This is a genomic window from Geodermatophilus sp. SYSU D00696, from assembly GCF_054050235.1.
In genome coordinates, this window is sequence record NZ_JBJGYY010000032.1 from 1 (window position 1) to 13,418 (window position 13,418).

Genomic DNA, 13,418 nt, shown 5'->3' on the forward strand with positions numbered 1-13,418 from the left:
GGGCGTCCTCCCTCACGGTGGGCGGTGAGGGAGGACGCGCCACGATCAGGTCAGCTGATCATCGACCGGCGGCGTCGGCGATCAGTGGCTGTGGCCGTGACCGTGCGAGTGGCCGTGGGTGTGGTGCCCGGCCCCCGCGTGCTCGTGCTCCTCCTCCGGCGCCTCGACGACGGCGGAGTCGGTGGTCAGCACCATCGCCGCGATCGACGCGGCGTTGCCCAGCGCGGCCTTGGTGACCTTGACCGGGTCGATGACGCCCTGGGCGGCCAGGTCGCCGTACTCGCCGGTGGCGGCGTTGAAGCCCTGGCCCACGCCGAGGTCACGGACCTTGCTGACGACGACGCGGCCCTCGAAGCCGGCGTTGTCGGCGATGCGGGCCAGCGGCGCCTCCAGCGCACGCTGCACCGAGCGGGCGCCGGTCAGTTCGTCGCCGGAGAGGCCGAGCGCGTCGACCGCGGCCGCGGCGTGCACCAGCGCGGAGCCGCCGCCGGGGACGACGCCCTCCTCCACCGCGGCGCGGGTGGCGGCGATGGCGTCCTCGATGCGGTGCTTGCGCTCCTTGAGCTCGACCTCGGTGGCCGCGCCGACCCGGATGACGCCGATGCCGCCGGCCAGCTTGGCCAGCCGCTCCTGCAGCTTCTCGCGGTCCCAGTCGGAGTCGGTGGCCTCGATCTCGCGGCGGATCTGGGCGACCCGGTCGGAGATGGCGCCGGCCGTGCCGCCGCCGTCGACGATCGTGGTGGTGTCCTTGGTGACCGTCACGCGGCGAGCGGTGCCGAGCACCTCGAGGCCGACCTGGTCGAGCTTGAGGCCGACGTCCTCGCTGACGACCTGGCCGCCGGTGACGATGGCGAGGTCGGTCATGAAGGCCTTGCGGCGGTCCCCGAAGTAGGGCGACTTGACCGCGACCACGCGGATCGTCCTGCGGATCGAGTTGACGACGAGGGTGGACAGCGCCTCGCCCTCGACGTCCTCGGCCACGATCAGCAGCGGGCGGGCGCCGTTGCCGAGGACCTTCTCCAGCAGCGGCAGCAGGTCGGCCAGCGCGCCGACCTTGCCCTGCACCAGCAGCACGAGGGCGTCCTCGAGGACGGCCTCCATCGCCTCCTGGTCGGTGATGAAGTACGGCGAGAGGTAGCCCTTGTCGAACTGCACGCCCTCGGTGACGTCGAGGTCGGTCGACATGGTGGAGCTCTCCTCGACGGTGATGACACCGTCCTTGCCCACCTTCTCCATCGCCTCGCCGATCAGGGCACCGACCTCGGCGTCCTGGGCGGAGATGGTGGCGACGCCGGCGATGGCCGCCTGCTCCTCGACCGGGGTGGCGACCTCGTCGAGGGCCGCCGACACCGCGTCGACGGCGGCGCGCATGCCCCGGCCCAGCGCCATCGGGTTGGCGCCCGCGGCGACGTTGCGCATGCCCTCCTTGACCAGCGCCTGGGCCAGCACCGTGGCGGTGGTGGTGCCGTCACCGGCGACGTCGTTGGTCTTGGTGGCGACGTTCTTGGCCAGCTGCGCGCCGAGGTTCTCGTAGGGGTCCTCGAGCTCGACCTCGCGGGCGATGGTGACGCCGTCGTTGGTGATGGTGGGGGCGCCGAACTTCTTGTCGAGGACGACGTTGCGACCGCGCGGGCCGAGGGTCACCTTGACGGCGTCGGCGAGCTTGTCGACGCCGCGCTCGAGCGCGCGGCGGGCGTCCTCGTTGAACTTGATGATCTTGGTCATGGGGCCCTTCCGATCAGATCGCTAGGGGTGAGACGACGACCGCCCCGGGACCCGGTCATTCGGGTCGCCGGGGCGGTCGGGTGCCGTGCTGGAACGGCCTCGTCCAGAGGCGCGTCCCGAGCGTGCGAGGGGTGAGGAGGACGAGGTCCTTCTACTTCTCCACGACGGCGAGCAGGTCGCGGGCGGAGAGCACCAGGTACTCCTCGCCGGCGTACTTGACCTCGGTGCCGCCGTACTTCGAGTAGATGACGACGTCGCCGACGTTGACGTCGAGCGGGACGCGGTTGCCGTTGTCGTCGATGCGGCCGGGGCCCACGGCGATGACCGTGCCCTCCTGCGGCTTCTCCTTGGCGGTGTCCGGGATGACCAGGCCGGAGGCGGTGGTGGTCTCGGCCTCGTTGGCCTGGACGACGACGCGGTCCTCGAGCGGCTTGATGTTGACCTTGGTAGCGGTCGTCACGAGGTGACGCCCCCTTCGGGATCGGACGGCTGGTGGTCTCACATGCAGTGGCACGGGGGCCGGGCCTGCCGTCGCGGGGGTCAGGCGCCTGCCCGTGTCGATTGGCACTCTACCCACGAGAGTGCCAGCCACTCAACCGGGTCCACCGCCCGGGCGGCCGGGCGCTGCGGGAGGCTGGCGAGGTGTCCGACGACGGGGTGCTGGCCCTCCTGCGCGCACCCGGCGGCGCGGCCGCCACCGCCCGCGCGGCGGCGCTGCTGGCCGAGGGCGCCGACGTGCTCACCGGCGTGGCCCGGCTGCGTGCCGAGGTGGGACCGGAGCTGGCCGGGCCGGCGTGGGAGCTGGCCCGGTTGCGGGCCCGGGCCCGGCCGGTGTTCGGTGCCGACGCCGACCGGCTGTTCCTCACCGCCGACACCCTCGAGCAGGCCGGCCGCCCCGAGCTCGCCGCGCGCCGCGCCACCCGGCTGCTCACCGACGGCACCGACTCCGTGGCCGACCTCGGCTGCGCCGCGGGCACCGACACGGTCGCGCTCGCGCGGGCCGGGGCGCGGGTGCTCGCCGTCGACCGCGACCCGGTGGCCCGGGAGCTGACCGCCGCCAACGCCGCCGCGCTCGGCGTCGACGGCGACGTGTGGGTGGTCGCCGGTGACGTGGTGGAGCTGGTCGGCGCCGCCCGCGGCGGGGAGGTGGCCGGCTGCGGCGCCGCCGTCCTCGACCCCGCCCGGCGGTCCGGGGGGCGCCGGCAGCTCGACCCCGACCGGTGGTCGCCGCCCTGGTCGACGGTGGCCGAGCTGCTCGACCGGGTGCCGCGCGCGGTGGTCAAGGTGGCGCCCGGGCTGGACCACGAGCGGGTACCCGTGGGCGTCGAGGCCGAGTGGGTGTCGGTGCGCGGGTCGATCGTCGAGGCGCTGCTGTGGGGCCGCGGGGTCTCGACGGTGTGGCGGCGGGCGACCGTCGTCCGCGACGGCGCGGTGTCCGAGCTGACCGCGGACGCCGACCCCGGCCCGGCGCCCACCGGACCCGTGCGCGGGTGGCTGCACGAGCCCGACCCCGCCGTCATCCGCTCCGGGCTGGTGTCGCGGGTCGCCGCCGACCTCGGCGCGACGCTGGTCGACCCGACGATCGCCTACCTGACCTCGGACGCGGCCGCCGGCTCCCCGTGGGTGCACTCCCACCGGATTGAGGAGGTGCTGCCGTTCAACCTCAAGCGGCTGCGGGCGCTGCTGCGGGCGCGTGGGGTCGGCCGGGTGGTGGTGAAGAAGCGCGGCTCGCCCATCGAGCCCGAGACCCTGTCCCGCCAGGTGCGCGGACCCGGCGCGGCGACGGCCACGGTCGTCGTCACCCGGGTGGCCGGCGCCCCGACCGCCCTGGTGTGCGACGTCGTCAACCCAGGTTGACGAGCCCGACGTCATCAACCTAGGTTGACGGCGTGGCGGTCGAACCGGTCGACGTCCCGGGCCCCGAGGACCCGGAGGCGGCGCTCGCCGCCGTCGTCGCCCTGCGCCGGCTGGCGAGCCGGCTGGAGGTCGAGGCGGTGGTCGAGGCGGTCGGCCGGGGGTGGACGTGGGCCCAGGTCGGCGAGGCGCTCGGGATCAGCGCGCAGGCCGCCCACAAGAGGTTCGCCGCCGAGGTCCGCGCGCGGCGCGGGCACCGACCAGGAGGAGAGGGCTGATGGGGATCGTCACCGCGGTACGGGACCTGCGGACGGTGCGGGCGCTGCTCACCGGCGCCGAGGCCGAGGCGCGCGGCGCCGGGGAGGCGACCCCCGGACCCGAGCACCTGCTGCTCGCGGCCACCGCCCTGCCCGACGGCACGGCCGCCGCCGCACTCGCCCGCGTCGGGGTCGACGCCGCCCGCCTGCGCGGCGCGGTCGAGGCCGCGCACGCGGCCGCGCTCACGTCGGTCGGGGTCGGAGTCGCCGCCGGGGACGCGGGCCTGCGCGGTCCGGCCACCGGCCCGATGCGCTCGACCCCGCAGGCGCAGCAGGTGTTCCGGGCAGCGGTCACGGCGGCGAGGGCGGCGCGTGCCCCGCTGCGCGGCGCGCATGTCGTCGCCGCGGTGTGCGACCTCGAGCGCGGCACCGTCGTCCGCGCGCTGTCCGCCCTCGGCGTCGACCGCGACCGGCTGCGCGACGCCGCCCGCGCGGAGGCGGCCCTCAGACGGTGACGGCGTCGATCGGCAGCGAGCTGTCGGCACCGAGGTCGGGCGCCGACGGCGCGACGCCGGCGGCGACCAGCCGCGAGCCGAGCGCGGCGACCATCGCGCCGTTGTCGGTGCACAGCTTCCGGCTGGGCACCCGCAGCACGATCCCGGCCGCGGCGCAGCGCTCCTCGGCCAGCGCCCGCAGCCGCGAGTTGGCCGCCACTCCCCCGCCGAGCACCAGGTGGTCGACGCCGTGGTCGCGGCAGGCGCGCACGGCCTTGGCGGTCAGCACGTCGGCCACCGCCTCCTGGAACGACGCCGCGACGTCGGCAATGGGCACCGGCTCACCGGCCTTGCGGCGGGCCTCCACCCAGCGGGCGACGGCGGTCTTGAGCCCGGAGAAGCTGAAGTCGTAGGGCGCGTCGCGGGGGCCGGTGAGCCCGCGCGGGAAGTCGATGGCGGCGGGGTCGCCCTCGCGGGCGGCGCGGTCGATCGGCGGCCCGCCGGGGAAGGGCAGGCCCAGCACCCGGGCGACCTTGTCGAAGGCCTCGCCGGCGGCGTCGTCGATCGTGCGGCCCAGCGAGGTGACCTCGCGGGCGAGGTCGGGCACGAGCAGCAGCGAGCTGTGCCCGCCGGAGACCAGCAGCGCCAGCGACGGCTCGGCCAGCGGACCGTGCTGCAGCTCGTCGACGGCGACGTGCGCGGCGAGGTGGTTGACGCCGTACAGCGGCTTGTCCAGCGCGAGCGCGTACGCCTTGGCCGCGGCCAGCCCGACCAGCAGCGCGCCGGTCAGGCCGGGGCCGGCGGTGACGGCCACGGCGTCGACGTCGGACGCCGACACCCCGGCGTCGGCCAGCGCGCGGTGCACGGTCGGGACCATCGCCTCCAGGTGCGCCCGCGAGGCGATCTCCGGCACGACGCCGCCGAAGCGCTCGTGCTCGGCGACCGAGGTGGCGAGCGCGTCGGCCAGCAGCGTGTGGCCGCGGACGACGCCGACGCCGGTCTCGTCGCAGGAGGTCTCGAACCCGATGACCAGGGGGGCGCTCACCGCTTCTCCCGTCTCATGACGACCGCGTCGGTGTTGCTGGGCTGGTAGTAGCCCCGGCGCCGGCCGATCTCGGTGAACCCGCGCCGCCGGTAGAGCTCCTGCGCCCGCTCGTTGTCGGCGCGGACCTCGAGCAGCACGACCGGGCTGCGACGGTCGGCCTCGGCGAGCAGCGCGTCGAGCAGCAGCGCGCCGATCCCCTCGCCCTGACGGGCGCCCGCGACGCCGACGGTGGCCACGTGCGCCTCGTCGTCGTAGGCGATGAGCCCGGCGTAGCCGACGACGTCGTCGCCGTCCTCGGCGACCAGGTAGTGCCGGGTGTCGGTCCGCGCGAGCTCGTCGCGGTACATCGCGCGGGTCCACGTGTCGGGGGCGAAGAGCTGCTCCTCCAGCGCCAGGACGGCGTCGAGGTCAGCCAGCCGCATCGGCCGCAACCGCACCGTCACGACGTGGTCACCGGCTTGAACGACGTCGGCGGGACCGCGTCGGGCCGGCGCAGGTACAGCGGCACCAGCGGTCCGGCGGACAGCGGGTCGTCGAGCAGGGACGACGCGGCCAGCAGCAGCCCGGCCGTGGTCACCTGGGCCGGGGTCACCTCGGCGCCCAGCCGCTCGGCGAACCGCGGGTCGCCGACGAGCGGGCCGGGGAACCGGGCCTCCTCGGGGCGGGCGACGCCGGGCCCGTCGACCCGCGCGCCGGCGGCGTCGTAGGCGGCCCAGTAGACCTCCCGGCGCCGGGCGTCGGTGACCACCGTCCGCGCCCCCGACCCGACGGCGTCCAGCGAGCAGACGCCGACCGCGGGGATGCCGCGGGCGTCGGCGAGCGCGGCGGCGGTGACCACGCCGACGCGCAGCCCGGTGAACGGCCCGGGACCGAGCCCGGCGACGACGGCGGCCACGTCGGCGAGCGCGAGACCGGCGTCGGCCAGCGCCGCGCGCACGGTCGGGACGAGCAGCTCGGCGTGCCGGTTGCCCGAGGGCACCGCGCGCTCGACGAGCACCTCGGCGTCCCCGCCGGCCGCGTGGCGGGCGACGCCGGCGACCAGCGTGGGGGTCGCGGTGTCGAGGGCGAGGACGAGCACGACCGCCGAGGTTAGTCCGGTGTCCGCCAGGACCCACCGGCCGCACCGGCCAGCCCGCGGACGACGTCGGCCCAGGCCGGGTGGGCCAGGCGGAGACCCGGGAGGTCCGCGGCGGTCACCCAGCGCAGCTCGTCGTGCTCGTGCGGCTGGCGGTTGCGCGGTTCGCCGTCCCAGGCGCGGACCGCCCACAGCGCGAGGTGCAGGTCGCCGTCGTCGACGACCAGGACCCGGTGGGTCTCCCGCGGGGTCACGCCGAGCTCCTCGCGCAGCTCCCGGGCCAGCGCGGCCGCCTCGTCCTCCCCCGGCTCGACGTGCCCGCCCGGGAAGTCCCACACGCCCGGGTACCAGCGCCGGCCCGGCGACCGGTGCCCCATCAGCACGGCGGAGCCGCGGACGAGCACCCCGGCGACGACGAAGTGGGCCGCAGCGCTCACACCGGGAGCTCGTGCACGATCTCGAGGCCGTCGACCTCGTCGACCTCCTCGCCCACCTCGACGAAGCCGAACGGGCGCGCCACCGCCAGGGAGGCCGCGTTGTCCGGGGCGATCGAGAGACGGACCACCCGCACGGCCGGCTCGCGGCGGGCGCGGTCGAGCAGCACCGTCAGCGCCGCCCGCGCGTAGCCGCGGCGCCGGTGCTCGGGCAGCACGGCATAGCCGATCTCGACCACGCCCTGGGCGTCCGGCGGGCCGTGGAACCCGGCCCGGCCCACGGCGAGGCGCCGGGCGGGGTCCCAGATCACGCCGGTCACCCAGGACGCCACGGCGGGGTCGGCGGCGACCTGCGCGGCCCGGATCCGCCAGACCGGCGCCCAGTCGGGGTCGGCGAACGCCGGCGGCAGCGGCACCGGAGCGGCGGCGCCGGCGGCCGCGAGATCGCCGTCGGCCAGGGCGGTGAACACCGGGCCGGAGAGGGCGAGCACCTCCACCTGCGGGGTCACGCGTCCAGCCGGGCTTCCCAGCCGGGGCCGCGCGGCACGAGCACGGCGGTGCGGACGTCGTCGTCGCGCCGGTCCAGGCGCACCTCCAGGTGCTCGTCGGCGAGTTGCTCGACCAGCCCGGCGCCCCACTCGACGACGGTCACCGACTCCTCGGTCGAGGCATCGAGGTCGAGGTCGTCGACGTCGGCGACGCCGCCGAGGCGGTAGGCGTCGACGTGCACCAGCGGCAGCCGCCCGCCCCGGTGCACGCGGGCGATGACGAACGTGGGCGAGGTGACCGGCTCGGTCACGCCGAGCGCGACGCCCAGGCCCTGGGTGAGCGCGGTCTTGCCGGCGCCGAGCGGCCCGGTGAGCACCAGCAGGTCCCCGGGCGCCACGACGGCGGCGAGCGCGGCGCCCAGCCCCCGGGTGTCGTCCACCGTGGGCAGGACGTGCTCGCGCCTCACCGCAGGCTCGCCGCGACGGCGGTGAGGTCGGCCAGCAGCCCGGCGCGCGGCGCCCCGGACGGGCCGAACCGGATCGCCGCCGAGGGGTGGTAGGTGGCCCAGACGGCGCGGCCGTCGACGTCGTGCGGGCGGCCGCGGGCCTCGGCAAGCACCGTCCTCGGCCCGAGGAACCACTTGGCCGACGACAGCCCGAGCGCGACGACGACCGGCGGGTCGAGCAGCTCGAGCTGGCGGCGCAGCCAGCCGCTGCAGCGGGCCACCTCCGGCGTCTTCGGCGTGCGGTTGCCCGGCGGGCGGCACTTCACGACGTTCAGCACGGCGGCCTCGGCGCGGTCGAGACCGGCCTCGCCGAGCAGCAGGTCCAGCAGCTGCCCCGACCTCCCGACGAACGGCCGGCCGCTGTCGTCCTCGGTCGCGCCGGGCGCCTCGCCGACCAGGGCGAAGCGGGCCCGGCCGCGCGCCGGCGGGTCCCCGACCACGACGTGCTGCCGGGTGGCGGCCAGCTCCGGGCAGGCCACGCAGGGGGCGGCGGCCGCGGTGAGCGCGTCCCAGTCGGCCGCGGCCGCGGCGGTGCGGGCGACCTCCTCGGCCGTGGCGTCGAACCGGGGCGGACGGGGAGCGGCCACGCACCGACCCTACGGCGGGCGTCCCGCCGTGGCCCGAGGGCTTCCGCGTGCGCGCCCGGCCTGTCACCGTTCTCCGCGGGGGACCCCACGCCGGGAGGAGCCGCCATGACGTCGCAACCGGACGTGTACGACGTCGCCTACCTCGCCGGGGGTCCGCAGCGGGTCGTCGACACGGCCCTGGTGGCGCTGCTGGTGACCGGCCGGGTCCGCGCGGTCGCGCCCGGGGAGCTGCAGGTGGTCGACCCGCGGCGGCGCCACCCGGTCGAGGCCGCCGTCCTCGACGCCGTCGGCGGCCGGGGACGCCGCTCGGTCGAGACGGTGCGCTGGCGCGCGCTGGCCGACGAGCGGGTCACCGGCATCGTCCGGGCGCTGCGCGACCGGCGGCTGCTCGGGCGGCTGGCCCGCCGCACCGCCGCCGGACGCCAGGTGCTCCTGCGGGCCCGGGCCGCCGACGTCGGGCCGGTGCTGCACGTCGCGCTCGACGGGCGGGAGCGGATCGCCGACCCCGCGCTGCGCGAGGCGGTCCTGGAGCCGCCGCCGCGGCCGGTGCTCCCCGACAGCGGGGTCTCCCCGTGGGTGCTGTCCTACGCCGACGGCTGCGACGTCGCCCGGCGGACCCGCGACCGGCTGCTCGGGCGGGCCCTCGACGGACACCTCCAGTAGGCCGGCAGCGGCCCTCAGTCCAGGACGCGCCCGGCGACCCCGGCGGCCACCCGGCGCACCAGCCGGCCCAGCGCGCGGGTCACCTCCTCGGGCTTCTCCAGCGGCACCAGGTGCCCGGCCTCGGGGACGACGACGTACTCGACCCCCGGCCCCTCCCCGCCCAGCAGCTCGACCAGGGTGTCGCTGTGCGCCATCGGGATCAGCTTGTCCGCGTCCCCGGTGAGCACCAGCGTCGGTACCGCGCGCAGCGGCTCGAGCACGCCGGCGTGGTCGAGGCCGGCCAGCGCCGGGTAGAACTCGGCGATCACGTCGACCGGGGTGCCGGCGATCATCGCGTCGACGTAGCGGCCCAACCGCGGGTCGACGTCGGTGGAGGCGAACGACAGCGACCAGGTGGCCGCCGAGACGACGTCGGCGGCCAGCCGGCGGGTGCGCTCGGCGAAGGCCGGCCGGCGGCGCATGGTGAACGCCGCGATGGGCAGCACGGCCGCCCGGACGCGGGTGAGGAACTCGGGCAGGCCGAAGTCGAGGTCGGCGAGGTTGCCGCTCGACGTCGACACCAGGGCCGCCCCGGCCACCGTCGTGCCGAACAGCTCGGGGTGCAGCGCGGCCAGGCCCATGACGGTCATCCCGCCCATCGAGTGGCCGACGAGCACGACCGGCCCGGTGGGCACCCGCGCCTCCAGCACCGCGGCGAGGTCGCGGGCGAGCTGCTCGATGGTGGAGTTCTCGGCCGGCCCGCGCGAGGAGGACCCGTGGCCGCGCTGGTCGTAGAAGACCAGCCGCGCCGCGGGCCGGTGGCCGTTGGCCGTGGCGAGCTGGGCGCCCAGGGCCCGCCGCTGGAAGGTCCACGACGCCATCGACAGCGTGTAGCCGTGCACGAAGACGACCGTCAGCGGCGCGTCGAGCGGGCCGACTTCCTCCACCGCCAGGAGCACGCCGTCGTCGGCCTGCACCAGCGCGGTGCGGTCGGCCCGGCAGGACGCGGCACCGAGTGGGTCGTCCTCGCGCAGGTCGGCGTCGCTGGCGCCCTCGGGGAGCGCGCCGCCCGGGCTGAGCCGCTCGGCCCGCACCCGGCGGGTGGCGATCCGGGCCACGGCCACGCCGACGGCGGTGGTCGCCGCCGCCAGGCCGACGACGGCACCGGCGACGCCGGCCGCCGGGTGCCGCTCGAACGCGCCGGCGAGGCCCGTCCTGGGCTCCGGCGCCCGCTGCAGCCGGGACAGGACGTGCCGCTGTGCCATCAGATCGCTCCCGCGGACCCGACGTGGCGGCGGGTGAAGCGCCCCCCGACCCGGGTCACCAGCTCGTAGTGGATGGTGTCGACCGCGTCGGCCCACTGCTGCGCGGTCGGCTCGCCGCCGTCACCGGGACCCCACAGGACCACCTCGTCGCCTGCCGCGACGGCCGCGTCGCCGACGTCGAGGACGAACTGGTCCATGCACACCCGCCCGGCGATGGTGCGCTGCGCGCCGCCGGCGAGCACCGGTGCGCGGTTGCCCGCGGCCCGGGGCACGCCGTCGGCGTAGCCGACCGGCACCAGGGCCAGCGTGGTCTCGGTGGCCGGGGCGTAGGTGTGGCCGTAGGAGACGCCGGCGCCGGCGGGGACCCGCTTGGTCAGCGCCACCCGGGCGCGCACGGTCATCGCCGGCCGCAGGCCGTGGGCGGCGGGGTCGCCGCCGAGCGGGTCCAGGCCGTAGAGGGCGATGCCGGGCCGGACCATGTCGTACCAGGTGTCGGGCAGCGCGACGGTGGCCGCGGAGTTGGCCAGGTGCCGGCGGCCGCGCAGCCCGGCGGCCGACGCGATGCCGAGGGCCTCCTCGAACAGCCGGACCTGGGCGCCGATCGTCGGGTGGGTGGGCGCGTCGGCGTAGGCCATGTGGCTCCACAGCCCGACGACCTCGACCTCGCCGTCGGCCTGTGCGCGGGCGGCCGCGGCGACCAGGCCGGGCCAGTCGGCCACCGTGGCGCCCTCGCGGGACAGGCCGGTGTCGACGAACAGGTGCAACCGGGCGGTCCGGCCGGTGGCGCGGGCGGCGTCGACCACCTCGGCCAGACCCCACTCGGCGTTGACCGACACCTCGACGTCGGCCTCCAGCGCCGGGGTGAAGTCGGTGCCGGGCGTGTGCAGCCAGGCCAGCAGCGGCGCGCGCACCCCGGCCGCGCGCAGCGCCAGCGCCTCCTCGAGCACCGCGACGCCGAGCTGGTCGGCACCCCCGGCCAGCACCGCGCGGGCCGCGGGGACCAGGCCGTGCCCGTAGCCGTCGGCCTTGACCACCGCCATGAGCGGCCGGCCGACCCGCTCGCGGAGCACGGCGGTGTTGGCCGCGATCGCGTCGAGGTCGACGACCACCTCGGCCCGGGGTGCGTTCACACCCCCCAGTGTCCCAGGCCGGGACCGCGGACCCGGCGCACCGCCTCGGGGAGCCGCCGGACCAGGTCGCCGGACACGATCGGCCCCGCCTCGGCGGCGACCTGCCCGGTCCGGCCGTGCAGGTGCGCGGCGGCCGCGGCGGTCCGCGCGGCGGGCGCGCCGGTGGCCAGCAGCGAGCCGAGGATGCCGGACAGCACGTCGCCGCTGCCGGCGGTGGCGAGGTCCGAGGTGCCGGTCGCGTTGACGTAGGCCGTCCCGTCCGGGTCGGCGACGACGGTGGCGTCGCCCTTGAGCAGGACGACGGCGCCGAGGTCGGCGGCCAGCCGGCGGGCGCTGCCGATCCGGTCGGGGCCCACCGGGACGCCGAAGCGGGCGAACTCGCGGTCGTGCGGGGTGAGCACGGTGGGGGCCTCCCGGCCGCGGACCAGCTCCGGTTCGCGGGCGGCCAGCGTCAGCGCGTCGGCGTCGACCACGACGGGCAGGTCGGTGGCCAGCACCTCGGCCAGCACGTCGCGGGCGGCGTCGTCGGTGCCGGCGCCCGGGCCGACCACCCAGGCCTGCACCCGCCCGGCGTCACCGGGCCGGCCGTCGGTGACGATCGCCTCCGGCCACGCCGCGCGCACCGCGTCGCCCGCGGTGCCGGCGTAGCGGACCAGGCCCGGCCGCGTGCGCAGCGCCGCCCCGGTGGAGAGCACCCCGGCGCCGGGGTAGGCGGCGGAGCCTGCGGCCACGCCGACCACGCCGGTGGAGTACTTGTCGTCGGTGGCGCCGGGCGGCTGCAGGTGCGCGGCGACGTCGGCGTCGGTGAGCTGGTGCGCCCGGGCGGGGGCCAGGTGCGGGCCCAGGCCGATGTCGACCAGGTGCACCGTGCCGGCGTACCCGCGGCCCGCTCCGGTGACCAGGCCGGGCTTGACCGCGCCGAAGGTGACCGTGTGCACCGCGGGGAACGCCGCGCCCTCCACCGCGCCGGTGTCGGCGTCGACGCCGCTCGGGACGTCGACGGCGACGGTCAGCCCCGGGCCGGTGGCCGCCCGCTCCGCCAGCCGCGCGGCGTCGGGGCGCAGCCCGCCGTGGCCGCCGATGCCGACGATCCCGTCGAGCACGAGGTCGGCGCGGTCGAGCCCGTCGGCGCGGTCGGGTCCGGTGACCCGGCCGCCCGCGCGGCGCAGCGCGGCCAGCCCGGCGGGGTGGGCGCGGGCGGCGTCGAGCAGGACGGCGGTGACCCGGGCACCGCGGGCGGCCAGGTGCGCGCCGGCGAACAGCGCGTCGCCGCCGTTGTTGCCGCCGCCGACCAGCAGCGTGACGCGGGTGCCGTGCGCCCGGCCGAGCAGCCGCAGGCAGACGGTGGCCAGCCCGGTGGCCGCGCGCTGCATGAGCGCGCCCTCGCGGGTGGCGGCCAGCAGCACGTCCTCCGCGGCGCGCACCTCGGCGACGGTGGACAGGCCGATCACGGCGCGCCCTCCGGCGCGGGTCCGCCCTCGCCGACGACCACCGCCGAGGCGATCCCGCCGTCGTGGCTGAGCGACAGGTGCCAGCGGGTGATGCCCAGCTCGGCGGCCCGCGCGGCGACGGTGCCGCGGACCTCCAGGTGCGGCCGGCCGTGGTCGCCGACGGTCACCTCGACGTCGTGCCAGCGCAGGGCGCCGGGCGCGCCGAGCGTCTTGGCCACCGCCTCCTTCGCGGCGAACCGCGCGGCGAGGGACTCGGCGGAGCGCTCGGTCCCGCGCGGGGTGGTCTGCTCGGCCTCGGTGAACAGCCGGTCGCGCAGTCCCGGGGTGCGGACCATCGACTCGGCGAAGCGGGTCACAGGGACCACGTCGATCCCGACCCCGATGATCACCCGGTCAGTCTGCCGTGCGGCCGCGGATCGCGCCGTCCTGGCGCACCGCAGCGCGTCCTCCCGCACCGCAGCGCGT

Annotated in this window: 17 protein-coding genes; 4 read left to right on the plus strand and 13 right to left on the minus strand. The window is 77.4% G+C overall.

The features are described 5' to 3' along the window. Nucleotides 1-81: 81 nt before the first annotated feature. Both groL and groES read right to left on the minus strand, forming a co-directional pair. On the minus strand, nucleotides 82-1,725 hold the full coding sequence (gene groL / locus ACI79O_RS18160) for a chaperonin GroEL (protein ID WP_456914840.1): 1,644 nt from the start codon (nucleotides 1,723-1,725) through the stop codon (nucleotides 82-84). Nucleotides 1,726-1,876: 151 nt separating this feature from the next. Next, nucleotides 1,877-2,185: a co-chaperone GroES gene (gene groES, locus ACI79O_RS18165; RefSeq protein ID WP_110005357.1), complete on the minus strand. Its 309-nt coding sequence runs from the start codon at nucleotides 2,183-2,185 to the stop codon at nucleotides 1,877-1,879. Nucleotides 2,186-2,367: 182 nt separating this feature from the next. Between groES and ACI79O_RS18170 the strand changes: the two genes are divergently transcribed. The 3 genes from ACI79O_RS18170 to ACI79O_RS18180 are packed head-to-tail and all read left to right on the plus strand — an operon-like array spanning nucleotide 2,368 to nucleotide 4,351. Beyond that, the gene (locus ACI79O_RS18170) at nucleotides 2,368-3,582 is read left to right on the plus strand and encodes a THUMP-like domain-containing protein (RefSeq protein ID WP_456914841.1); all 1,215 of its coding nucleotides are present in this window, start codon (nucleotides 2,368-2,370) and stop codon (nucleotides 3,580-3,582) included. Nucleotides 3,583-3,614: 32 nt separating this feature from the next. Next, a complete protein-coding gene (locus tag ACI79O_RS18175; RefSeq protein WP_456914842.1) occupies nucleotides 3,615-3,857 on the plus strand; it encodes an RNA polymerase subunit sigma-70 in 243 nt (80 codons plus the stop codon). Next, entirely contained in the window at nucleotides 3,857-4,351 is a 495-nt protein-coding gene (locus ACI79O_RS18180; RefSeq protein ID WP_456914843.1) for a Clp protease N-terminal domain-containing protein, read from the plus strand. The genes ACI79O_RS18175 and ACI79O_RS18180 overlap by 1 nt, the downstream gene beginning before the upstream one ends. On the opposite strand, the gene tsaD is transcribed toward ACI79O_RS18180, so the two are convergent. The 7 genes from tsaD to ACI79O_RS18215 are packed head-to-tail and all read right to left on the minus strand — an operon-like array spanning nucleotide 4,341 to nucleotide 8,465. Continuing rightward, nucleotides 4,341-5,375, minus strand: coding sequence for a tRNA (adenosine(37)-N6)-threonylcarbamoyltransferase complex transferase subunit TsaD (gene tsaD, locus ACI79O_RS18185; RefSeq protein WP_456914844.1), 1,035 nt, complete (start codon nucleotides 5,373-5,375; stop codon nucleotides 4,341-4,343). The two genes, ACI79O_RS18180 and tsaD, sit on opposite strands and share 11 nt — an antisense overlap. Then, the gene (gene rimI, locus ACI79O_RS18190; protein ID WP_456914845.1) at nucleotides 5,372-5,818 is read right to left on the minus strand and encodes a ribosomal protein S18-alanine N-acetyltransferase; all 447 of its coding nucleotides are present in this window, start codon (nucleotides 5,816-5,818) and stop codon (nucleotides 5,372-5,374) included. The genes tsaD and rimI overlap by 4 nt, the downstream gene beginning before the upstream one ends. Continuing rightward, nucleotides 5,815-6,453, minus strand: a complete 639-nt coding sequence (gene tsaB / locus ACI79O_RS18195; RefSeq protein WP_456914846.1) for a tRNA (adenosine(37)-N6)-threonylcarbamoyltransferase complex dimerization subunit type 1 TsaB — start codon at nucleotides 6,451-6,453, stop codon at nucleotides 5,815-5,817. The genes rimI and tsaB overlap by 4 nt, the downstream gene beginning before the upstream one ends. Before the next feature lie 11 nt (nucleotides 6,454-6,464). Beyond that, nucleotides 6,465-6,887, minus strand: coding sequence for an NUDIX domain-containing protein (locus tag ACI79O_RS18200; protein ID WP_456914847.1), 423 nt, complete (start codon nucleotides 6,885-6,887; stop codon nucleotides 6,465-6,467). Continuing rightward, nucleotides 6,884-7,393 carry a GNAT family N-acetyltransferase gene (locus ACI79O_RS18205; RefSeq protein WP_456874263.1) on the minus strand — a complete coding sequence of 170 codons (510 nt, stop codon included), beginning with the start codon at nucleotides 7,391-7,393 and terminating at the stop codon, nucleotides 6,884-6,886. The genes ACI79O_RS18200 and ACI79O_RS18205 overlap by 4 nt, the downstream gene beginning before the upstream one ends. Then, nucleotides 7,390-7,839 (minus strand): tRNA (adenosine(37)-N6)-threonylcarbamoyltransferase complex ATPase subunit type 1 TsaE, encoded by a 450-nt coding sequence (gene tsaE / locus ACI79O_RS18210; RefSeq protein ID WP_456890239.1) that lies wholly within the window; start codon nucleotides 7,837-7,839, stop codon nucleotides 7,390-7,392. Before tsaE ends, ACI79O_RS18205 begins: the two co-directional genes overlap by 4 nt. Further along, on the minus strand, nucleotides 7,836-8,465 hold the full coding sequence (locus ACI79O_RS18215; protein WP_456914848.1) for a uracil-DNA glycosylase: 630 nt from the start codon (nucleotides 8,463-8,465) through the stop codon (nucleotides 7,836-7,838). Before ACI79O_RS18215 ends, tsaE begins: the two co-directional genes overlap by 4 nt. A gap of 105 nt (nucleotides 8,466-8,570) precedes the next feature. On the opposite strand from ACI79O_RS18215, the gene ACI79O_RS18220 reads away from it, so the two are divergent. Next, on the plus strand, nucleotides 8,571-9,128 hold the full coding sequence (locus ACI79O_RS18220) for a TIGR04222 domain-containing membrane protein (protein ID WP_456890242.1): 558 nt from the start codon (nucleotides 8,571-8,573) through the stop codon (nucleotides 9,126-9,128). Between the two features lie 14 nt (nucleotides 9,129-9,142). On the opposite strand, the gene ACI79O_RS18225 is transcribed toward ACI79O_RS18220, so the two are convergent. Genes ACI79O_RS18225 through ACI79O_RS18240 form a run of 4 tightly spaced genes read right to left on the minus strand, consistent with a single transcriptional unit; the run spans nucleotide 9,143 to nucleotide 13,342 of the window. After that, a complete protein-coding gene (locus ACI79O_RS18225; protein WP_456914849.1) occupies nucleotides 9,143-10,372 on the minus strand; it encodes an alpha/beta fold hydrolase in 1,230 nt (409 codons plus the stop codon). Beyond that, nucleotides 10,372-11,502 carry an alanine racemase gene (gene alr / locus ACI79O_RS18230; protein WP_456890245.1) on the minus strand — a complete coding sequence of 377 codons (1,131 nt, stop codon included), beginning with the start codon at nucleotides 11,500-11,502 and terminating at the stop codon, nucleotides 10,372-10,374. Before alr ends, ACI79O_RS18225 begins: the two co-directional genes overlap by 1 nt. Beyond that, entirely contained in the window at nucleotides 11,499-12,953 is a 1,455-nt protein-coding gene (locus ACI79O_RS18235; RefSeq protein ID WP_456890247.1) for an NAD(P)H-hydrate dehydratase, read from the minus strand. Before ACI79O_RS18235 ends, alr begins: the two co-directional genes overlap by 4 nt. Continuing rightward, on the minus strand, nucleotides 12,950-13,342 hold the full coding sequence (locus ACI79O_RS18240; RefSeq protein WP_456890248.1) for a holo-ACP synthase: 393 nt from the start codon (nucleotides 13,340-13,342) through the stop codon (nucleotides 12,950-12,952). The genes ACI79O_RS18235 and ACI79O_RS18240 overlap by 4 nt, the downstream gene beginning before the upstream one ends. Between the last annotated feature and the right edge of the window lie 76 nt (nucleotides 13,343-13,418).

What these genes read in the sequence shown, in the direction of transcription:
- groL (WP_456914840.1), bottom strand. Translation starts at nt 1,725, where the DNA reads ATGACCAAGATCATCAAGTTCAACGAGGACGCCCGCCGCGCGCTCGAG.
- ACI79O_RS18180 (WP_456914843.1), top strand. Translation starts at nt 3,857, where the DNA reads ATGGGGATCGTCACCGCGGTACGGGACCTGCGGACGGTGCGGGCGCTG.
- ACI79O_RS18220 (WP_456890242.1), top strand. Translation starts at nt 8,571, where the DNA reads ATGACGTCGCAACCGGACGTGTACGACGTCGCCTACCTCGCCGGGGGT.
- ACI79O_RS18225 (WP_456914849.1), bottom strand. Translation starts at nt 10,372, where the DNA reads ATGGCACAGCGGCACGTCCTGTCCCGGCTGCAGCGGGCGCCGGAGCCC.